The organism is Microvirga sp. RSM25, from assembly GCF_044784385.1.
Taxonomy (GTDB): domain Bacteria; phylum Pseudomonadota; class Alphaproteobacteria; order Rhizobiales; family Beijerinckiaceae; genus Microvirga; species Microvirga tunisiensis.
Genome location: NZ_CP173039.1, coordinates 3789007 through 3810293 on the forward strand (window position 1 = coordinate 3789007; position 21287 = coordinate 3810293).

Genomic DNA, 21287 nt, shown 5'->3' on the forward strand with positions numbered 1-21287 from the left:
TTTCGACGAGCGTGGCACCCTGCTGGCCAAGGCCAAGGCCGGCATCGCGCTATGGCACGAGGGTTGCAGTCGTCCCTGAGTTCCTCGGCAGGAGAAAGACCTAGTCGTTGGCTGAGCCGCGTACTCGGTGCCTCGGGATCACACAGCTATTTCACGAAGCCGCGCGATAGTCCCACGCTCCTTTGTACGACGAGCACGACGGCAAGCGTGATGCCAATCAGCAGGACGGATACCGCAGCGATCATCGGATCGGATCGTGAATCGAGACGCCGGAACATCTCAACCGGCAGCGTCGTCACCTGCGGTCCGGCCAGAAAAAGGGTGATTACGATCTCGTCGAAAGAGACCAGGAAGCTCAGAGCACTCGCCGACAGTACCCCCGGGGCGATCAGCGGAAGTGTTACCCGCCGAAAAGCCGTGAGAGGTGTAGCCCCAAGGGAGGCTGCAGCCTCTTCAAGGGTCACAGGCAAAGCACCCAATGACGTCGCCAAGATGCGCAACGCATAGGGCAGAGTCAGCACGAGATGTGCGAGAACGATACCATGGAACGTGCCAAGAAGACCCGCTGCGGCGAAGACAATCAGAATGGCGAGACCCAGTACGATCGTCGGCAGGAGGAGAGGAGCAGTGAACAGATTGTACAGAATCTCCGACCCCAAGGTCTTCATGCGCACGATGACATAAGCTGCGGGCAACGCGATGACTACGGTAAGAGCGGTTACGATGAGACCGATGAGCACGCTCGTCCGAAATGCGCGCCACATCAACTCGTTTGCCCAAAGTGCCTCATACCAGCGAATACCCCAGCTTGATGGGGGAAACCGCAGCGTATTCTCACCGCTGAAAGATAGGGGAATCACCATAAGCACTGGCACAAGCAGAAACACGAACAGGATCGCAACGAGAAGCTTCAGGGGCCAACTGGTTGTGCTCTCTTCCATCGGATCCTCAGTCTAGAGCTCGAATTGCACGGGTATACACGACAAGCGCCAACCCGAAGATGATCAGGACGAGAATGGACAGGGTACCAGCAGCGGGCCAATTCAAGGTCACGATCGCCTGGTCGTAGATTTCTGTCGCGAGGAGGAAGACTCGTCCACCGCCCAGGATACGCGGCGTGATAAAGGACGACACTGCGAGCACAAAGCAAAGCAAGCACCCCAACGCGATGCCAGGGGCTGTCAGAGGTACGATAATGCGCCAAAATGCCTGGATCGGCCGCGCGCCGAGAGTGAGGGCAGCCTCTTCGCACCGCGGATCAAGCCGGCCGAATCCCGCGAGCAATGCGAGGATCATATAGGGCATCAGGATCTCGGTCAGTCCGATTACGATCCCCGTCTGGTTGTAGATCAGGCGAAGCGGGGTGATCCCCACTGCTCCCAGGGCACTGTTGATGAGGCCCGTATCTGCCAGGACCGCTACCCAGCCATACGTGCGTACGACAGCTGATGTCAGCAGGGGTGAGATCACGAGAACAAAAAGGATAGTTCGCCACGTGCCCTGGGCGCGGTGGAGGTACAGCGCAATCGGATAGGAGCAGAGTAGCGTCAGGAACGTGATCAGAAGGCTCACACCCACTGAGCGAAGCAATGCCTCCATGTAAAATGGATCCTGGACAAGCTTGACCCAGTTCTCAAATGTGAACCCCGGACCAATGCCCCCTCCAGGAAGTGCTTCATTGAACGAGATCCTGAGAAGGTTGATGATAGGTACGAGAAAGACGGCCGCATTGACCAGTACGATGGGAAGCAGCAGCGCTGTGATGACGCCGTACCGTTTTGCCTTGCTAACTTCTGGATTGCCTGAGCTCTTCATCGGTCTCAAGCCGCCTTAGGAAAAGCCAGGGTATCCTCGATGCGCCACAGGAGACTGACCGTCGTCCCTATTGCGTTAGGGCTTCGGGCCGCGGTCGTCGGCTGTTCGACTGACCAGATCATGCCCTCAACATCGACGTCGTACTGGATAAGATCGCCAACGTACGTTGTGCGTCTGATGATCCCTTCAACCCGGTTCAGCGGTGGATCGAAATCCGAGCCAGCGGTGTCCAGCCGAATGCGGTGAGGACGGACCATCACTTCCACGGGTCCGTGCATCGGCCGTGTAAGCTGCAACTCATGGCGACCTACCTTCGCCTTCACTCCACTCGCTGTCCCAGGCAAGCGGTTGATGCGCCCGACAAAGGAAGCGACAAACGGATTGGCGGGGTGTTCATAGAGATCGAGCGGCGTACCCAACTGTTCCAGCCGGCCGGCATTCATGACCGCAACCTTGTCGCACATGGCGAGCGCCTCGGCTTGGTCATGCGTCACGAAAATAGCAGTGATTCCAAGTCGTTGCTGAATGTCCCGAATTTCGGTTCTCATTTCGTCACGCAGCTTGGCGTCCAAGTTCGAGAGGGGCTCGTCGAACAACAAGATAGAGGGTTGGATGACGAGCGCTCTCGCAAGGGCAACCCGCTGCTGCTGCCCACCTGATAGTTCACGTGGCCGGCGTTCCTCCATGCCAGTGAGGCGAACCATGACGAGTGCCTCTTTGACCCGCTGGGCAATTTCAGCCTTGGGAAGGCGGCGCATCTCGAGACCGAAGGCGACGTTGCGCTCAACGGTCATGTGCGGGAACAATGCGTAACTCTGAAAGACGACACCCATGTCGCGCCTGAAGGGCGGCTCCGCCGTCATGTCACGCCCGGCAACCAGAACCCTGCCATTCGTGGCCGTCGCCAGACCCGCGATCATGCGAAGGGTCGTCGTCTTACCGCATCCCGACGGCCCGAGAAGCGCAACCAGTTCACCCTGCGGTACATCAAGGTTCAGGTCGTGGACTGCTGTGAAGCCCACATAGCGCTTCTGGAGTCCGCGCAGGGACAGATAAGCGTCGACATTTGTGGTTTGAGCACCCACGACCTGATCCATTTTTTCGTGTGCCTTCACTTGCCTCGTTAGCGACTCAGGGGGATGACGCGACGGCGCCATTCCTGGGTGACCTGATCCCGAATTTTGGCGACCGCGAGCCAGTCTACATTCAGCACGTTTTCCATCTGCCCAGCCGACGTCCGCTCGAGAGCAGCCGGCGAGACCTGCGCCTTCGTGTTCGTCGGAGCGTAGAACATCGCCTCGGTAAACGCCTTCTGCGCCTCCGGGCTCAACATGTAGTCTACGAACTTCTTCGCAGATGCTGCATTGGGCGCGTTCTTGATGAGAACCACATCGTTGATCTGAAACATCGTCCCTTCCTTCGGAACGGACGCGGCGAGCACGCTGTTGGGCTGATCAGCGAAGACCTGAGCACGGGCATTGTACCCGACACCCATCGCCGCCTGTTGGGCCATGACCATGTTCCACAGATCGGGCTTCGGATCCCAGGTCATCACATGGGGAGCCAGGGTCATCATCTCCTGGATGCCCTTGTCGACGTTTGAGTTGTAGTTCGTTCCGCCTGCCATCTTCTCAAGCATGATCGTCAGCGCCACGCCCAAAATATCCGGCGTCGCATGCAGGGCGATCTTTCCCTTGAGCGCCGGGTCCCACAGCGCACGCCACGAGGTTGGCTTCTCTTTCACAACAGTCTTATCATAGACGAGCACGACGCTGTCGAACGTCATTCCGACGCCATTCACACCAGGCGTCTTGGCGAGAGGGTGCAGGTCTTTGAGGTGCGGGCTGACGCTTTCGTCAATCGGGTCGAAGAGGCCCTCATCCGTGCCGGCTTTCGCCAAGGTGACATCCATCATAGCCACATCGATCTGTGGGGCGCTCTTCTGAGCACGAAGTGCTCCGAGGATCGCGGCAGAATTTCCCGGCGTGATGTAGTTGATCTTGATCTCAGGATTGGCCTTCATGAAAGGCTCGATCACCGCCTTGGTATAAAGATCCTGGAAAAGCCCTACATACCCAGCGAAGTTAACTACGGTTTGGGTTTGAGCTGAGGCCGAGCCGGCAGTAAGTGCAACGGCCAATGCCGCTGTGCCAATTGTCTTCAAGCACCTGATCATTGTCGCTTCTCCCTCCGTTGACCGCGCTCTTACCAGGCGGTCTTCATCATTTTAGCCTCAACTATAGCTGTCGCCCCACTGATGTCAGGCAGCTTTTCTCCAGCTCGAAGACGCTCATGCATCTTCGCCTCCGCCTGCTGCATACCGATCGCCCGGTCTGCGGCCTCTCGAGCAAGTGCTGGAGGAAACACGAGAACCCCATTCTCGTCCGCAAGCACCGCATCGCCAGGATTAACCACCTGCCCTCCGACCGAGATGGGCACGTTCATCGCACCCTCAATGCCGAGAAGTCGGGTCGTGATGGAGGATAGGCCGCGGCACCACATCGGGAGGTCGAAGGTCTGGATTTCGGAAAGATCGGTTGCTGGACCGTCAATGATACCTGCCTTTACTCCGGCAAGTTTCATTGCCAATGTGAGCCCGCCTCCCCAACATGCGTACTTGGTGTCGCCGCACCGATCGATCAGCACGATGTCACCGGGACGAACTAGTTTGGTGGCGTAATGGAGAAGCGTGGAGTCGGCATGAGGCAGTCGCAATGTCACGGCCGTGCCGGCAACTCGTCGGCCGGGGAGCAGTGGCGTAAGGGCTCGATCGATGAAGCCTCGGTAAAGCACATGGCCGATCGTTGCGGTTTCAGCCTTTTCAAGCAGGTCGACCAGCGAAGCATCGATCTGTGGCGGCATGTCGTTTACGGTGAACATCGGAAAGCTCTATGTGAGAGTTGCTGTCTGGGTCTTGTGGCGGCCGACGATGGCCGCCCGACACGCTCTCAGTCGAGCACGTGGTGGTCAGCGACCGGGATGTTGCGGCGTGTCTCTTCGACGAGCGCACGATCAAGCCGCGTCGTCACGAACCCGGGCCGGTCGGAAACCTGCGAAACGATATGCCCCCAGGGGTCAATTGCCATCGTGTGACCCCACGAGGCCTTCTTGCCATCCGCGTACGTTCCGATCTGACCCGTCGCGAAGAAGTATGTTTGTGTCTCGATCGCTCGGGCGCGACAGAGAACCTCCCAGTGATCTTTGCCGGTTTGCAGTGTAAAGGCCGCGGGTAACGCGATGATGTCGGCTTTTGCGTCTCTCAGTTTGCGGAACAGTTCGGGAAACCGCAGGTCATAGCAAATGGCGCAACCAACAGTGAAACCGCCCACTTCATACGTGACGATCTCATCACCGCGCGAGACGGTCTCAGACTCGCCAAAGCGCGTTCCGCCCGGAACGACGACGTCGAAGAGATGAATCTTGCTGTACTTTGCCTTGCTCTTCCCGTCGGGGCCGAACACAACGGTCGTGTTGTAGAAATGGTTGCCGCGTTTCTCGACGACGCTGCCAGCGTGGATTGTCACCTTATGCTTTGCCGCGAGTGAGGACATCAGTCGGAACGAGTCGCCATCCGGGAACTCTTCACCGGTGGCCTGCTGCTGAATGGGATCCGCATTCAATCCGGCGTAATATTCTGGCAGAATGATCAGATCAGGCTTATCGAGTTCCATGGCCTGATCAATGAGCTGTTCCGCCGACCTCAGATTTGCTTCCTTGTCCTCTTGGCTGTTCATTTGCACCTGAGTGACTTTCATGAGCGCGTCTCCTTTGATTAGCGCTTATCATCCCCGTGCGACCGAACAGATCCAGCAAGAAATTGTGATCAAAGCCGATAGAATCTTTTAATAGGCTAATTAGCTGCGAGAATCTGTTTGTGCTTCGAATGTGTCCTCTCAGGGAGATCGCGACAGAATTCAGATGCTACCTCGGCCGCAATCTCTGTTATCAGAGCTGGGAGAAGGTGGTCTTCGGCCTGGAGGTATGCGGCAACGACGGGGATTGGGGGAAAAGGCTGGCGCAGCTTGATGACCCGCAAGGTTCCACTTTGGAGTTCGCTCGTGATTGCGGCCGCCGGAATCGCGGCCACGCCCGCTCCCTTCAAGGCGAGGCGGATCATCGTGCCGAGGGGCGCACAAATCATACGCGTCTCGTCGCCGCCGGCATCGCGGATGAGCTGAGATATTGTTGCATGAGGCTGAGAATCGCGCGGATATGACAACACCCGCAGATGCGCAATGTCTTCCATGTCGAGCGCACTATCGGGCACATCGAGATTGGGGCTCGCGACCCAGACACATGCCAACTCGCACAGCTTCTGGCTGACTACACCAGGGGCGAGTACCGGCCCCATAAGGAGACCCAAGTCAAGAACGCTCTTGCGCAGATGCTCCGCAATCTCGACGCTTGTATAGGAATCGATCATCAGGGCAACTTCAGGAAGTCGCTGACTGACTTGCTCAATGAAGGTTGGAAGCCACGTATAGGCCACTGACTCGATCACACCGATGCGCACCGTTCCCTGCAGTGCCTTTGTATCGCTAATCCTCTTCCTGAACTCGGCCGCTAACTGGACGAGACGTTCGGCTCGCGTGAAGGCATCCACGCCTTGGGGCGTCAGGGTGACGTCGCGGACGTTTCTATCCAACAGCCGGACGCCGAGCTCACGCTCTAGGCTGGCGATACGATGAGAAATCGCGGCTTGGGTTGTGTGCAGCTTCTCGGCCGTGAGGCTGAAGCTTTTCAACCGCGCAACCCACACGAATGTTTCGAGAAAACGTAGATTCAACTTCGCCTACCTTACCCGCATACTCGTAATCGAGAAGGATCATAGCCCTTTGGGCTTTGGTCGGCACGCTCAAAGCTCAGGTGGCGACATTTTTGTATGATACATCATGCAAATGGTATCGCCTTGGTGCTGCTGCAAACAAGCTGGCGGAAGATCGCTTTTCAGACTGCACCATTGCAATCATCGTCAGGGACAATGATGTCTACCCCGGCCGCCAACAGCGCCTCTCCGATAGTCCGTTCCGGTGCCCGCTCCGTCACGAGCCGGTCGATTGCCTCTAAGGGTCCGACCTGGAATAGCCCTGCCCTGCCGAACTTCGACGAGATCTGCAATTACTGTCACGCTGCGCGCTTGAGCAACCATCGCGCGGGCGACTTCCGCCTCGCCGAGGTCGTAATCCATGATGCCTCCGCTCTCGATAGCACCGACGGTCAGGACGGCATGGGCCGCGTGGAAACGCCTGATCTGCTCGACTGTAAGAGCCCCGACGGTCTCACCAACCTCTTCATGATACTCTCCGCCGATGAGGAACGAGCGATGCCCCGCTCCAGCGCGGGCAATGATCCCAACAATCGCAATCGAGTTGGTGATCACCGTCAGGCTTGGGCGCCGGGCCAGTTCCTCAGCAAAATACAGGGTTGTGGATCCTGCATCGATAAACAGCGTGTCGTCAGCACCGAACAATGATGCCGCTTTCCGGGCAATCGCACGCTTCGCCTGCAAATTCGCCTGCAGACGGAGGGCAAATGGGCTTTCGGAGCGGTCGGTAGGCAAGGAAAGTCCCGGCGTCGTTGCCCCTCCGTGCACTTTGCGAATGATGCCGCGTTCGGCCAGCTCCGTGAGATCCCGACGGATTGTCTCTTTGGAAGCCTGCAGAAGGTTCGCCAGCTGATCAACGGTAACTCTATTGCGGTCGCGCACTAGATCAACGATGCGCTCGCGCCGCTCCTTTGACTGCATCTTAGCCTATCCTCAGATTGACCGAATAAGCAGGCTATAATACCATGTGGGCGAATTTTATGCCCGTTCGGCCAATGCCAAATTATTTCCAATCTGACAATAGTCTGTTTGACGTCGTCGTGATCGGTGGTGGAGTGGTCGGTTGCGCGATCGCGCGTCGGTTCACCCTCGAGGGAGCCCGTGTTGCTCTTCTTGAGAAGGCGCCTGACATCCTTGCTGGGGCCAGCAAAGGCAACAGTGCAATCCTCCATACAGGCTTCGATGCTCCGCCTGGCAGCCTCGAACTCGCCTGCATTCAAGCGGGCTACGAAGAGTACATGGCTATCAAGGACGGCCTTAATCTTCCGGTCCTGGAGACGGGCGCAGCGGTTGTTGCATGGACAACCGAGGAACTCGCTAAGCTTGACGAGATTGAAGGCATAGCTCGTCAGAACGGCGTCGGCGACGTTGAGCGCCTACGCGCCGCCGAACTCCTGCAGCGGGAGCCGTATCTATCGCAAAGGTGCCTCGGGGCGGTCCTCGTTCCGCGAGAGCATGCAATCGATCCGTGGTCAGCTCCCCTCGCGTACTTGCATCAGGCGGTCGCCAACGGCGCCAAGGTGTACTTCAACACCGAGGTGCAGTGTGGCTCGTTCGATACCGGCGAATGGAAGCTGCACACGAATGCGGGATCGTTTCACGCCCGTTCGGTCGTCAACTGCGCTGGGTTGTTTGGTGACGTCGTTGACCAGAGGCTGCTCGGTCAATCCGAATTCATGATCAAGCCACGGAAAGGACAGTTTGTCGTCTTCGACAAGGTAGCGACGCGTTACCTGCGCACAATCATCCTTCCTGTCCCCACCGAGCGGACGAAGGGGGTTGTCGTGACGCGTACGATCTTTGGCAACCTGCTTGTCGGTCCGACAGCGGAGGAGCAGGATGAGCGCGAACGTGCCGCGACAGACAGCTCCGTTCTGAAGGCGCTTGTCGAGAAAGCAGCAGAGATCATCCCTGCCCTGCAGGGAGTTCCTGTTACCGCGACCTATGCCGGTCTGCGACCCGCCACTGAGAGAAAGGAGTACAGGATTTCCGTGCATCCTGATCGGCGTTGGATCACGGTCGGCGGCATACGCTCTACAGGACTGACAGCGGCGCTCGGGATCGCTAAGCACGTATTGTCTCTGCACTCTGAATTTGCCGGGCAGCACCAGCCTTCCAGCGACATCATCTGGCCAGTAGTGCCCAATTTGGCGGAGCACCGGCCGAGAGATTGGCAGCAACCCGGACGGGGGGAAATCGTGTGCCATTGCGAGCTCGTCACGCGCCGGGAGATCGAGGCCGCGATGGATTCACCCGTACCGCCGGGGGACCTGTCAGGCCTCAAGCGGCGGACCCGGGCAGGAATGGGCCGATGCCAGGGCTTTTACTGCAATGCTCGCCTCGCCGAGCTTACCCAAAAGCGTCTCGCAGATTCCCTCGCTATTGGAATCACCCATGATTAGCAGCACGCCGATCGATGTTCTCGTTATCGGCGGTGGACCCGCTGGGCTCGCTGCTGCGACCGAACTCCGGGCGAGAGGCGTCGTAAGGGTCGTCGTCGTCGAGCGTGAGAAGCAGGCCGGTGGAGTGCCTCGCCACTGCGGCCACCCTCCTTTCGGGATGCGAGAGTTCAAAAGGGTCATGACTGGCCCTTCCTATGCACGTCGTCTGACATCCATGGCCGAGCGAGCCGGAGTAGAAGTCCTGACGGAGCACACCGTGGTTTCTCTGGAGCCAGGAGGGGCGGTTAACATCTCGAGTGACGAAGGTTCCTTCACGATCAACGCAAGGCGCGTCGTCATAGCGACCGGCGTTCGCGAAACGCCGCGCTCCGCGCGATTGATCTCAGGCGACCGGCCTTTGGGCATCCTCAATACCGGAGCCCTCCAAGCCTATGTGTACCTTCACCGGCTTCTGCCATTCAGAAATCCTGTGATCGTCGGTACGGAGCTCGTCAGCCTTTCCGCGATCCTCACCTGCCTCAAGGCAGGAGCCAAGCCGGTCGCGATGATTGAGAAGGGACATCATCCGGTCGCTCAATGGCCGCTGCATCTTGCGCCTAAACTCTTAGGTATCCCGTTGTACTATCGGGCGGAAATCGCCGACATTCGAGGCAGGAACCGCGTGGATGCTGTCGATATCCGCCGAGAGGATGGGACCATCACCACGCTCTCGTGCGATGGGATCCTGTTCACAGGTGAATTCATACCGGAGGCAAGTCTCATCCGTGCCAGCCATCTGCGCTTGGACGATGGAAGCGGCGGCCCTGAAGTTGATCAGTATGGACGCTGTAGCGATCCCTCGTATTACGCCTGCGGCAATGTCCTCCACCCTGTCGAAACTGCAGGTTGGTCCTTTCGAGAAGGGCAGCGGATTGGAGGTCTCGTAGCGGACGACCTGACTGGGATGCTAGCATCAGGTGGCCGAAGCCTGACCATCCGGCGAGGCCGAGGGATCAAGTATGTCGTTCCACAACGGCTATCCCTACCCATCGGCGCGACGGGGCTGCCAGAGCTCCAACTGCGGGCGACAGGTAAGGTGGTAGCGGACCTCCGGGTCAAGGCAGACGGACGCGACGTGTGGGCACGACGGCTCTCCACCTTCCCGGAACGACGAGTGCTTATCTCTTTGAACGACCTCGAAATCCCAGGTGAGGTGCAGGAGCTGACGGTGACATTCGATAGCGAAGCGGATCGCTCATGACGAGGATTGCTGCGATCGACCAGGGGACTACAAGCACCCGGGTTCTTCTCATTGAGGAGGATGGGACCGCCCAACTCCGCCATGCCGTCCGCCATGAGCAGCACTACCCGCGTCCTGGATGGGTCGAGCACAATCCGCTCGAGATCCTGAAGAACATTCGTGAATGCATCGAAGCGGCAGGCGAGGTCCAGGCCATCGGCCTCGACAATCAAGGGGAGAGCTGCCTCGCTTGGGATGGCATCACGGGAGAGCCCCTCACTCCCATCATCGTGTGGCAAGATAACCGAACAAGTGAGAGGATCGCCAGTCTCCGGGCGGAGGGTGCCGAACAGCTCACTCTTTCGAGAGCAGGGCTGCCATTAGATGCATATTTCTCGGCGTCAAAGCTGGGTTGGATCATGCAGAACATCGATGCAGCCCGGCAAGCGCTCAAGGCCGGGCGGCTCAGGCTCGGCACGACGGATGCATTCTTCCTTGACCGCCTTACCGGTTGCTACGTCACGGACGTGACAACGGCTTCTCGAACATCGTTGATGAATATCGCCTCTGGAACCTGGGACCCAGAGCTGTGTGAGCTATTCGGCGTGCCGGTCGAAGCTCTGCCAGAGATTCGCCCGACCACAGGCGCAATCGGTTTCATTGGGCGTGCTCTTCTCACCGCGTCGGTGGTGGATCAGCAGGCTGCCCTGTTCGGGCACGGTTGTCGTCGTCCTGGCGAAGCGAAGATTACATTTGGAACGGGTGCGTTCGCCTTGGTGCTTACGGGTCCGGACATCATTCGCAAGCCGGACCAGGGTCTGTTGCCGACGGTTGCGTGGAATGTCGGAGGACAAACCCAATTCGCGCTCGATGGCGGCGTCTATAACGCTGGGTCGGCCGTTGAATGGGGTATGCGCATCGGCCTGCTGAATCAGGTCTCCGAGCTAGCCGAGTTCGCGAGCCCCCCTGCCATCTCGCGCGGCCTCGCTTTTGTTCCGGCCCTGTCCGGCCTCGCCTGCCCTCACTGGGATCGCAGTGCTTCTGCTCTTTGGATCGGTATGTCGACCGAGACAACGCGGAGCGACATGTGCCAGGCGCTACTCGAGGGCATTGCACTCCGGACGGCCGAGGTGATTGCGGCGATGGACGAGCATATTGAAATTTCTGAAGCAATCTCTATCGATGGCGGCTTAACGCGCAGTGCCTATTTCGTTCAGTTCCTAGCCGACTGCCTCGCGCGTCCGCTTGTCATTCCTAGCAGCGATGAACTGACCGCGTTAGGGTGTGCCGAACTCGCCTCTCTCGGCTTCGGATGCGGCACCGTTCGACGAGCGGGCGACGTCACGTGCGTGGAGCCTCGGATCGGGAAGCCGGAAGTGTGGCTGGAGACCTTCGCTGAAGCTGTCGCGCGAACTAGGAAATGGCGATGATCAGTATCCGGTGTTTCAGCTGCATTGAAGTCAGCGCTCAATAGTGCTCTTTGCCAATCAGTTAACCTCGCCAAGCTCCGAATCCACTGCGGTCAGCCATTTCTCCGAAGGTTGGAAGCTTACGTTCAACCGTCTTCTCATCGAGGGGGTTTCGGCCCTCGTTGAACAAGGATCAGGCTCGCGCCGCTCGGTCCCGCGCCTGTGCAAGGCTAATGGTATTCGCACTCTCTAGGCCCATTTCGCGAAGCTTGCCCGCACTCTTCCCGCCGGGAGCTTTCCAGCGGAACAGAAAGACCCACCGTCGCCTAGATCCATCAGGAGAGATGGAGAGATAGAAGCCTCCTTCGCCGCTGTGACGCCCGGGAACTTTCAGCGTCGCAATGGCTCGGGCGGAGAGCTTATTGACCACTGGAGCCATCACAGATCATCTGCTAGGCCCTAACGGCGGCCCCAACAAACAGCATGGATTGCACTGGACGACTATGGCCTATTATCGACAGGCCGCGACCCTAACCTTATTAGAATAAAAGAAACTTTGGATGAGGTGGGACATCTAAAGACGGCAGTATAGCGGACGCTCCCTCCGCCATTGTCTAAGAGACTGAAATTCCGGATTTTTCCGCTTAAGGGTCGTGCCCCTAAGCGACGGCAGTCATTAGGCAGCTTCTTGCGAATAATGAGCAACGAGTTCGCGCTTGAGAACTTTACCGCTCGGGTTGATCGGCAACGCGTCGACGAAGACGATGCGCTTCGGCCGCTTGAACGGGGCGAGATCATGACTAGCGCGGCAATGTTGATCGATGGCCTCGGCCGTGAGGTCGGGTGTCCCCTTGACGATGAACGCCGTGACGACGCTGCCCCATTTCGGGTCGGCCAGGCCGACGACCGCAGCCTCCTGCACGCCGGGGCAGCGGTACAGCACGTCTTCGACTTCGCGTGGATAGATGTTTTCCCCGCCTGAGACGATCAAATCGTCGGCGCGGCCGCGGAAGGTGTAAAAACCATCCGCATTCCGGCTGAACAGATCACCGGTGACAAGCCAGCCGCCACGCAGCTTCTTAGACGTTTCCATTGGCCTGTTCCAGTAACCTGCCATCATCTGCGGCCCGCGCACGAGGAGCTGACCAACCTCGCCGACATCGGCAATATTCTCCGGATCGCATTCGTCATTTTGGCCGATGCGGACGATACGGCAATTTGTGATCAAGGTCGGCTTGCCGCAGGATCCCAGATGGTTCAACGCCTCGTCCGGATGAAGCAGGAGCGTGAGGCTCGCCTCGGTCATGCCGTAGCCGTTGTAGATGTTAGGGCAGAAGCGTTCGATCACCTGCTGCATGGTGGTGCTGGCAATGGCGGCTCCACCGGTGGTGATCATGCGCAGGGACGATACGTCGAACTGACTGAAACTGGGGTGGAACAGCATTTCCTGGATTTGAGTCGGAACTGCAAAAAGGGTCGTGATCCGCTCGGCATCAATCGTCTTGAGGGTCTTCAACGCCTCGTAGCGCTCCATGATGACGTTGACGCCTCCCACCATCATGTGCGGGATGAAATAGGCCTGCATCCCGCCCACATGGTAGAGCGGCGCGATATGAAGCGCGACATCGCGATGGGACAGTTTGTATTCCATCGTGCAGTTCTGCGCGATGGCGACGTCATTGGCATGGGAATGCATGACGCCTTTCGGCTTACCTGTCGTTCCAGAGGTATAGACGAGCGCCGACAGGTGTTCCGGGCGGATGTTCGGAGCAACGGAGTCGAAGGGCGGGTGCTGTTCCGCCAGAGTTTCAAAATGAAAATGTCCTTCCGGAATCTCGGCTTTGCTGCCACCATACGCGATATAGGCATGGACGCTGCGGACGGTTTCGCTAAGCCGCAGCACATGATCCTGAAGATTGTGTCCATAAATCAGAACACGGGCACCGGCATCTTGCAGAATATATGCCACTTCACCCGACGCGAGGCGAAAGTTCATCGGCACAGCGACTGCCCCAAGAATCTGACAGGCGAAATATGTCGTGGCGGATGCTTCGGACGTATTCATATAGAACGCCACTCGATCGGTCGGCCTGACGCCCAGTTCGGCCAAAGCCCCCGCGAGACGCAGAATACGCCGATACCAAGCATCGTACGTCCAGCGGCTCTCACCTTGAACCAAGGCCGTTCGGCCCGGATACTTCTCAACGCTTTGCAGAAGAAGACTTGTGATCGTGATCATGAGTAGGCTGCTCTAAAGGGTGGGCTTCAAGGTTGGCAGGTCGGTGGACGCGATGAGGTAGCGCGCCATGTCGGAGGTGCCGCCGACGATCGGTAGCGCGCGCGCATCGCGATAGAGCTGCTCCGCACGGCCATACTCCTTGGTAATGCCATCGCCGCCGAGAATTTGAACGGCCTTGTCGGCACAGAAGACGGCTGTCTCCGTGGCAACGAGCTTCGCCATTGCCGCAGGCTTGGCCAACTCCTTGCCGACGATCCCCGCATCATAAAGTTTGGCGGCACGATAGGTAAGCAGCTCGGCCGCGTCGATGCGCCAGCTCATCTCGGCAATCGTACTCCAGACCAGCTGCTTGGCCCCGAGCTTCTGCCCGAACGCTTCGCGCGTTTGTGCATGCTCCTGCGCGATCTTGAAGGCGGCGCGCGCGACGCCCAGTCCGGAACCTCCGAGGATCGCCCGTTCGAAGTTGAACATGCTGACCATGATGCGGGTCCCCTGCCCCGGCTCGCCCAGCACGTGATCGCGCGGGATGCGCACATCCTTCATCTCCACTTCGCCGACCACGCATCCGCGACGCCCCATGAAGGTATAGCGCCGGGGGAAGGTCAGACCGGGCGTTCCTGAGGGTACGACCACTGCCGACAGGCCCTTGCCTGGCGGGGCGGCGGGATCGGTGACTCCATACACGATGTAGACATCGGCTACACCTGCATTGGAAATGTAGCGCTTGAGGCCATTCACGACCCATTCCTGGCTCGCTTCGTCGAACGTGATCCGTGTCTGCAGACGCGAGATATCGGATCCTGCTGCGGGCTCGGTAACGCCGATTGCCCCTACGCTCCGGCCGCCGACGATGTCACCCAGGTACCGTTCGCGAACCGGCTGCGTCGCGTAGCGATGGAGCGGATAGGCACAGCTCAAAGCCGTTCCGATCGTCGTCTCGAAGGCGTAGTTGATCGCTGCGGCCTCCTCGGACAGGATCGTCGCATGAGTTAGACCGGGCTTCGTCAACCATCCGCGATAGAGATCGCGAAACATGAGCGTGAGATAGCCGGCCTCGCCCAAGGCGCGCACCACCGCCTTCACCGAATCCCAACTGTCTTCATTCTCGATGGATGATGCGCGCGGCTCGAGCTCGCGCACCAGGAAGGCACGCGCCTCGGCACGGAAGCGCCGGTCTTCGTCATCGAGGATGAAGTCCTGCAAATGGTTCATCATGAGGCGCATTCCCCGGCAAGACGTGCGAAAGCGCGGGCAAGCAATGCCGCTGCCCCATCGCGCACGGTGGGCAATAGAAATCGCGCCTGGCGCACGCTCTCGTAGTCGATCTCGGCAGTGATCAGAGCCTCCTTGTCGCCCGCCTGGGCCAACATGCGACCCGTTGGGTCCAGAATGCGCGACCCGCCCCAAAAGGATAAATCGCCCTCCCGTCCGACGCGATTGGCGAGAACGAGGGGAAAACCGTAGGTCATGGCGTGGAAGCGGGCATTGACTGCCCACCCTTCGCTGTTGTCGAAAGCCTCGCCTACGGCCTCGCGGGCGGAGCTGATCGGGGCCAGAAGCAGGCTCGCGCCACTCATGGCTGCCACATGAACAAGGGCCGGGTTCCACAGATCGGCGCAGATCATGACGCAGGCCTGCCAGGATGAACCCATCGGGTGAAGCCGGACGTCCTTTCCGGCCCCGAAGAACTTTCCGTCCTCGAGCCGCCCATAGGTCGCGAGATTTATCTTGCGATAGACGAAGACGACCTTTCCGCCCGACAACCCGAAGGCACTGTTGAAGAACAGCGCGCCGGGCGCTTCTTCGACGCCCCCTACGACGGTCAACATGTCGCCGCTCGCCCGGCTCAGCTCACGCAACGTCGCGTGATCGGGCGTCAGCGCAAGACGTGGCGCTTCGCGCCCGCCGGAATGGCCGGCGAGCGAGAGTTCCGGAAACAGCAGCACCTGAACGCCTGCGGCACGCGCATCGTCGATCACGTCGAGATGCTTGCGACGGTTGGTGTCGAGTTCGCCAAGAGGCGTCTCGATTTGTGCGGCGGCAACTTTGAGAAGCGACATGATAAAGCGAGCTTCTGATGAGACTGGAGCAGAGGCTCCAGTCTCGATGGTCAAATGAGTCCGTTTGACTTCAAGAAATTCGCCGAAACCTCTTCGACGGACTTCTTCTCCACGTCAACGCTCGCATTGAGCTTCGCCATCGTATTGTCGTCGAGCTTCGCCGAGAGGCCGTTCAGCAAATCGGCAAGCTTGGGACTGGCATCAAGCGCCTGCTTGCGCGCCACGGGGGTGAGTGCGTAAGCCGGGAAGAAGTTCTTGTCATCCTTGAGGACCACGAAGTTGAAGGCCGGGATGCGTCCGTCGGTGGCAAAGGCCAGCGCTACGTCCACCTGACGCTCCTTGAGGGCCGAATAGGTGAGCCCGGAGTCCATGCGCTTCACATTCGCCCGACCGAACTCGAACTTGTAGGCTTCCTCCAATGGCTTGAGTCCGTCGGGACGCTCGGCGAACTCCGCGTTGCTTGCGAAGCTCATCTTGTTGCCTCCGCTGACCTTACCGGCGAGATCGCTGATCGACTTGATGCCGTTCTTCTCCGCGACGTCCCGATTCATGACGAGCGCGTAGGTATTGTTGGCACGTGACGGATTGAGCCATACAAGGCCCTTCTGGCCGTCCATGTCCTTCACGCGCTTATAGGTCTCCTCCGGCGACAGCTTGTCGCTGATCTTGTTGTACGTGATCAGCGACGTTCCGGTATATTCCCAATATACGTCGACCTGACCATTCTCTTGAGCTTGGCGAAGCACGGCGCTGCCCATGCCAGCTCTTTTATCGGCTTTGAAGCCCTTTGCGCTCAGAAGCTGAGACGTCATCTCGGCCATCAGCTGCTGCTCGGTGAAATTTTTGCCGCCCACGACCACGGGCGTCTGCGCAAGAGTCGGGCCGAAGCCCAGGGTGGCGAAAGCCAGAGTGGCTAGGACAAGGCGACGGTTGATGAATTGCATAGTAATTCCTCCCTTATAACCCGGGACGCCCGGGCCTGTTATGTCTCCGGCATCACGCCGCGCGGCACGACGAACCGCGTGACGAGAGCGATGACGAAGTCCGTGATGACGGCGAGAATCGCCGTTGGAATGGCGCCGGCCAGCATCATCCCTGGCTCGCTAAGGTCGATGCCGGTGAAGATCAGCTCGCCCAGACCACCGCCGCCGATCAGAAAGGCGAGTGGCACGGTGCCGACATTGACAGTCACAGCCGTGCGAATTCCAGCGAAAATGACGTAAAGGGCATTCGGAAATTCCACGCGCCAAAGGATTTCGCCCGGCTTCATGCCCATGCCTGTCGCGGCTTCGATGAGATGCGGCGGAACTTCAAGCAATCCGATATACGTATTGCGCACAACGGGCAGCAGCGTCATGAGCCAGAGAGCAAAGATCGCCGGCGGTGCGCCGATGCCAAGGACGCTCATCGAGAGGGCCAACACTGCCAGCGTCGGAATGGTAGTGCCGATATTGAGCGTCTGCATGACAGGCTCGGCAATCGAACGAAACGCTTTACGGCTCAAGACAATGCCGATGACCACTCCAACCAGAACCGCCAGGCTACCGGATATTGCCGCCAGCTCCATGTGCTGCACCGACAGGAAGACGATGTCATCCCAGCGCTTGAGAATATCCCTAAGCAGCCCCAGAGCATGCGCAATTGCTAGAGCTGTCCCCGTGGCGGCGACGATGACGAGGCCGCGCACAGGCAAAGTGATTTTGGACAGACGCCCGACCGCAAGCGCAGCCCCTGCTTCTTTGGTCACGCGACAGCTCCCTTCGGAATCGCAGCGGGCTCGATAGCCGGCCGGACGCGATAGGTGTCGCCGAGCCGGTGTGTGATGCTCGCCTGTGTAACGCGGCCGATGAAGCGCCCATCGGCATCGACACAGGCGAGCCAGGTCATGTCATGGGTGAACATCAGTGCTACGGCTGTGCGCAGATCGGCATCAGAGCGGATCACCACGGGCAGAGGGCGAAGTCTGGAAGCAACCGGTCCGATACGGCCGCCCGCCTGCTCGGCATGGATCCAGCCTGTGGGAACTTTCCGGTCGTCGACCACCACCAGGCTTTCGACCCGGCGTTCACGCATGAGCGCATCCGCATAACCAAGATCATCGGTATCGGATACGAAACCCATCCCGTCGTCCCGGACGTCTTCTACGGTAATCAGGCGCAACCGTTTGAGGGTACGGTCCGTGCCGACGAAATCAGCAATGAACTCACTGGCGGGGTGCGCCAAGATTCTATCGGGTGTATCGTATTGTTCCAGTTTCCCGGCTCTGAAGATTGCGATCTTGTCGCCCATCTTCACGGCCTCGTCGATATCGTGACTGACGAACAGAATGGTCTTGCGCAGGGTCTTCTGCATGCGCAGGAACTCATCCTGGATGATCTCGCGATTGATCGGATCGATGGCTCCGAACGGCTCGTCCATGATCATGATCGGCGGATCGGCTGCAAGAGCCCTTGCCACGCCCACGCGCTGCTGCTGCCCTCCCGAGAGCTCACGTGGAAAGCGATGAAGGAAGACCGCAGGATCAAGAGCGACAAGCTCCAGCAACTCAGCTGCGCGGCGCTTGGCCTTCGCATCGTCCCATTTCAGCAGGCGCGGAACGACGCAGATGTTCTCTTCGACGGTCATATTCGGGAATAGCCCGATCTGCTGGATGACGTAGCCCATGCCGCGTCGCACCTCGACCGGATTCATTGTGTCGGTATCGCGTCCCCCGATCAGGATCTTGCCCGAACTTTTCTCGATCAGCCGGTTGACCATTTTCAGCGTCGTGGTCTTTCCGCACCCTGACGGCCCGAGAAGGATGCAGATCTCCCCTTCCGGGACTTCCATGTTGATCCGGTCCGCTGCAACGACGGAGCCAAATTTCTTGGTAAGATCTTCAAGTCTGATCATATCGAAATCCTAGGCTCGCGTCCGCAGGCCGGCCGGAGTGAGCAGTCGCTGAATCCACAGAAGGGCATAATCGGCAGCAATGGCCAGGAGGCTCACGCAGAGAGCACCGGCGATGAGCTGCCTGCTGTCAGTTTGCGAAATCCCGCGACTGATCAGCGACCCTAACCCGCCGGCCCCGATATAGGTCGCGATGGCTGTAACCCCGATATTGATGACGACGGCAATCCGCACCCCCGCCATGATGACCGGCACGGCGATGGGCAACTCGACTTTCCAAAGCCGTTCGATCGCCGTCATCCCCATGCCCCGTGCGGCCTCGCGCAGGGCCGGATCGACATTGTTGATGGCCGTGTAGGTGTTCCGGATGATGGGAAGTTGCGAATAGAGCAGAACCGCGATCATGGCAGGCAGATAACCGATCCCTTGGCCGATGAGCGACAGGACCGGGATCAGCATCCCGAACAGGGCGATGGACGGGATCGTCATCACGATGGCGGCTATGTAGAGAACGATATCAGCCGCCTTCTTACTTTGGGTAATGGCTATTCCAATTGGCACGCCTGTAAGAATGGCAAGCCCAACCGCCAGACCCACGATGGATAGGTGCTGCCCGGTTAAAAATAGGATCGTCTGCGCATTGTCGCGCATGAAAGACAGCGTTTCCATCCCGTAGCCTTGGCGCATTTTTTACGCGCTCTAATCCTAAGGTTCGCACACTTCCCTGGAAGAAACTATTCTGAAGGCGACTTTACATAGTCTGAAACCGTCATTCGCTGCCGGGCTTCTCGGGGGTGGCCTGAAATGCTTGCCGGAAGCAGCGACCGAAATGAGAAGGACTGGTAAACCCGCAACGCAAAGCAATCTCGGTTAAAGGCATGTCTGTTTCGGCCAGGAGGCGCTTTGCTTCGCGCAGTCGAAGATTCATGTAGAAACGTGCCGGTGTCGTGCCCAGATGCCTGCCGAAGAGACGTTCCAACTGCCTCTCTGTGACGCCAGACCGAACAGCGATAAGCCTGATCTCGAGAGGCTGCTCGATGCTCTGCTCCATCATGGTCAAAGCCGTCACCAGGGCGTGGCTTGTGATTCCATAGCGGCCAACGACGTCGATCCTCTGACTGTCGTCGGCCGAGCGGATATGTGTATGAAGAAATTGCTCGGCGACGCCCGCAGCCAAGGAGGAGCCGAATTGACGTGCTATGAAGGTCAGCATCATGTCGAGTCCTGCGATGCCTCCGCCGCAGGTAAAGCGTTTGCGATCGATGACAAATAAAGTGCGGCTCGGCCTGAGATCCGGGAACTCCTCTATAAGATCCTGCGCCATCTCCCAGTGAATCGTGAACTTGTAACCCTTGAGAAGACCCGCGCGGGCGAGGAGAAGACTGGCCGTACTCACGGCTCCGATCTCGCTGCCTAAGCGCTCCTGCTGGCGGAGCCATTTGAACACTGCGGTTTCATGAAATTCTGCCACGTTCAGGCTGGCAACCACCACGACAGCGTCGAACTGCACCGGATAATTCAGTCCCCCATCGGGTTGAAGTCGAAAGCCGCTGCTCGACTGAACCGCTTCGCCTGTGGGGCCTATCAAATGCCAATCGTAGAGGCTGCGCGCTGCAAGCCTATTGGCAGCACGCAAAGGCTCGCTCGCAGCACTGAGTGCCATGAGAGAGAAGCCTGGCAGAATAAGGAAGCCAAACCGACGCGGTGTCTGTTTCTCGTTATTACCAGTCACTTCAGATTTTATTTCTTAGATTTGCCCTGGGGACCTGCCGGTAATTATTGATGAGTAAGTCGTACTCTACAATCCTCTATCTGAAACAAGCTTTCGATTGAAGGAGAAGTCCACGTTTCATCATGCAGCCACTCAGTTCCGCAGGCCCGGGGCTGTCTGGCGGGTGTGCGGAGCGAGTCCTGCCCTGCTTGCGGGAACGTCTCCTCCAGGAATTCGAACACGGTACGGTCGCCCTTCAGCACATTCCTGGCATGCTGGGCGAAGTAACCCAGTAGCCCATCTTCACGCTGCCGATGTGACCGTCCCGTCACTAGGCATGGCAGAGCCCGCTACCAGCCTCGGCAGGAACTGTTTTCATCCCGTCCGGACTCAAGCTTTCCTTGCGACCCTCCAGTCATGCTCTGAACTGCGCTTCAGGATCCAAACCTTCTCTTCGATTCCGGTTCCGCGGGCTGTCCGATACGGCCCGATCCTCAATACTATTTCTTGCGGACCGACCTGTTCAAGAACCGCCGGGACGATGACGCCATCGCTGAATTCCACGAATACCTCCTCCTGACCAATAGCGCCGTCCACTCGGACAATGACCCGGCAGCCAGGGTAGCTGTGTGTGTCGGCAAAACTGAGAAGCATCGTGACGTTCTCCATGAGACTTCCGGTCATTCCTCAATCGATCAACGGGAGCGAGCCAGAGAAG

General features: G+C 58.7%; 21 protein-coding genes. 3 read left to right on the forward strand and 18 right to left on the reverse strand.

Translation table 11 applies throughout. The annotated features are described in order from the left end of the window. Nucleotides 1-146 precede the first annotated feature (146 nt). The 8 genes from ACD578_RS18085 to ACD578_RS18120 form a co-directional block, all read right to left on the reverse strand. Nucleotides 147-941 carry an ABC transporter permease gene (locus ACD578_RS18085; RefSeq protein ID WP_404287188.1) on the reverse strand — a complete coding sequence of 265 codons (795 nt, stop codon included), beginning with the start codon at nt 939-941 and terminating at the stop codon, nt 147-149. A gap of 7 nt (nt 942-948) precedes the next feature. Next, nucleotides 949-1815: an ABC transporter permease gene (locus ACD578_RS18090; protein WP_404287189.1), complete on the reverse strand. Its 867-nt coding sequence runs from the start codon at nt 1813-1815 to the stop codon at nt 949-951. A 5-nt stretch (nt 1816-1820) separates the two neighbouring features. Then, complete coding sequence (locus ACD578_RS18095) at nt 1821-2912, reverse strand: ABC transporter ATP-binding protein (RefSeq protein WP_404287191.1); 1092 nt, start codon at nt 2910-2912, stop codon at nt 1821-1823. A 26-nt stretch (nt 2913-2938) separates the two neighbouring features. Beyond that, nucleotides 2939-3991 (reverse strand): ABC transporter substrate-binding protein, encoded by a 1053-nt coding sequence (locus ACD578_RS18100; protein WP_404287193.1) that lies wholly within the window; start codon nt 3989-3991, stop codon nt 2939-2941. A gap of 29 nt (nt 3992-4020) precedes the next feature. Then, a complete protein-coding gene (locus ACD578_RS18105; protein WP_404287195.1) occupies nt 4021-4695 on the reverse strand; it encodes an RraA family protein in 675 nt (224 codons plus the stop codon). A 68-nt stretch (nt 4696-4763) separates the two neighbouring features. Continuing rightward, on the reverse strand, nt 4764-5570 hold the full coding sequence (locus tag ACD578_RS18110) for a carbon-nitrogen hydrolase family protein (protein ID WP_404287197.1): 807 nt from the start codon (nt 5568-5570) through the stop codon (nt 4764-4766). A 95-nt stretch (nt 5571-5665) separates the two neighbouring features. Beyond that, complete coding sequence (locus ACD578_RS18115) at nt 5666-6601, reverse strand: LysR family transcriptional regulator (RefSeq protein WP_404287199.1); 936 nt, start codon at nt 6599-6601, stop codon at nt 5666-5668. Nucleotides 6602-6787: 186 nt separating this feature from the next. Beyond that, nucleotides 6788-7561 carry a DeoR/GlpR family DNA-binding transcription regulator gene (locus tag ACD578_RS18120; protein WP_404287201.1) on the reverse strand — a complete coding sequence of 258 codons (774 nt, stop codon included), beginning with the start codon at nt 7559-7561 and terminating at the stop codon, nt 6788-6790. A gap of 74 nt (nt 7562-7635) precedes the next feature. On the opposite strand from ACD578_RS18120, the gene ACD578_RS18125 reads away from it, so the two are divergent. The 3 genes from ACD578_RS18125 to ACD578_RS18135 are packed head-to-tail and all read left to right on the forward strand — an operon-like array spanning nt 7636 to nt 11691. Continuing rightward, a complete protein-coding gene (locus tag ACD578_RS18125) occupies nt 7636-9042 on the forward strand; it encodes an NAD(P)/FAD-dependent oxidoreductase (RefSeq protein ID WP_404287203.1) in 1407 nt (468 codons plus the stop codon). After that, nucleotides 9035-10282 (forward strand): NAD(P)/FAD-dependent oxidoreductase, encoded by a 1248-nt coding sequence (locus ACD578_RS18130; RefSeq protein ID WP_404287205.1) that lies wholly within the window; start codon nt 9035-9037, stop codon nt 10280-10282. Before ACD578_RS18125 ends, ACD578_RS18130 begins: the two co-directional genes overlap by 8 nt. After that, a complete protein-coding gene (locus ACD578_RS18135; protein ID WP_404287207.1) occupies nt 10279-11691 on the forward strand; it encodes a glycerol kinase in 1413 nt (470 codons plus the stop codon). Before ACD578_RS18130 ends, ACD578_RS18135 begins: the two co-directional genes overlap by 4 nt. 172 nt (nt 11692-11863) lie before the next feature. On the opposite strand, the gene ACD578_RS18140 is transcribed toward ACD578_RS18135, so the two are convergent. The 10 genes from ACD578_RS18140 to ACD578_RS18185 form a co-directional block, all read right to left on the reverse strand. Next, on the reverse strand, nt 11864-12109 hold the full coding sequence (locus ACD578_RS18140) for an integrase arm-type DNA-binding domain-containing protein (protein WP_404287209.1): 246 nt from the start codon (nt 12107-12109) through the stop codon (nt 11864-11866). A 237-nt stretch (nt 12110-12346) separates the two neighbouring features. Next, a complete protein-coding gene (locus tag ACD578_RS18145) occupies nt 12347-13909 on the reverse strand; it encodes a class I adenylate-forming enzyme family protein (protein ID WP_404287211.1) in 1563 nt (520 codons plus the stop codon). Nucleotides 13910-13921: 12 nt separating this feature from the next. Next, nucleotides 13922-15124 carry an acyl-CoA dehydrogenase family protein gene (locus ACD578_RS18150; protein ID WP_404287213.1) on the reverse strand — a complete coding sequence of 401 codons (1203 nt, stop codon included), beginning with the start codon at nt 15122-15124 and terminating at the stop codon, nt 13922-13924. Continuing rightward, nucleotides 15121-15969: a nitrilase-related carbon-nitrogen hydrolase gene (locus tag ACD578_RS18155; protein ID WP_404287215.1), complete on the reverse strand. Its 849-nt coding sequence runs from the start codon at nt 15967-15969 to the stop codon at nt 15121-15123. Before ACD578_RS18155 ends, ACD578_RS18150 begins: the two co-directional genes overlap by 4 nt. A 50-nt stretch (nt 15970-16019) precedes the next feature. Beyond that, nucleotides 16020-16913, reverse strand: a complete 894-nt coding sequence (locus ACD578_RS18160; protein WP_404287217.1) for a glycine betaine ABC transporter substrate-binding protein — start codon at nt 16911-16913, stop codon at nt 16020-16022. A gap of 38 nt (nt 16914-16951) precedes the next feature. After that, nucleotides 16952-17716 carry an ABC transporter permease gene (locus tag ACD578_RS18165; protein ID WP_404287219.1) on the reverse strand — a complete coding sequence of 255 codons (765 nt, stop codon included), beginning with the start codon at nt 17714-17716 and terminating at the stop codon, nt 16952-16954. After that, nucleotides 17713-18861, reverse strand: coding sequence for an ABC transporter ATP-binding protein (locus ACD578_RS18170; RefSeq protein ID WP_404287221.1), 1149 nt, complete (start codon nt 18859-18861; stop codon nt 17713-17715). Before ACD578_RS18170 ends, ACD578_RS18165 begins: the two co-directional genes overlap by 4 nt. A 9-nt stretch (nt 18862-18870) precedes the next feature. Continuing rightward, nucleotides 18871-19527: an ABC transporter permease gene (locus tag ACD578_RS18175; RefSeq protein ID WP_404287223.1), complete on the reverse strand. Its 657-nt coding sequence runs from the start codon at nt 19525-19527 to the stop codon at nt 18871-18873. A 100-nt stretch (nt 19528-19627) separates the two neighbouring features. Then, nucleotides 19628-20521 carry a GlxA family transcriptional regulator gene (locus ACD578_RS18180; RefSeq protein ID WP_404287225.1) on the reverse strand — a complete coding sequence of 298 codons (894 nt, stop codon included), beginning with the start codon at nt 20519-20521 and terminating at the stop codon, nt 19628-19630. 438 nt (nt 20522-20959) lie between these two features. Then, on the reverse strand, nt 20960-21238 hold the full coding sequence (locus tag ACD578_RS18185) for a hypothetical protein (RefSeq protein ID WP_404287227.1): 279 nt from the start codon (nt 21236-21238) through the stop codon (nt 20960-20962). Between the last annotated feature and the right edge of the window lie 49 nt (nt 21239-21287).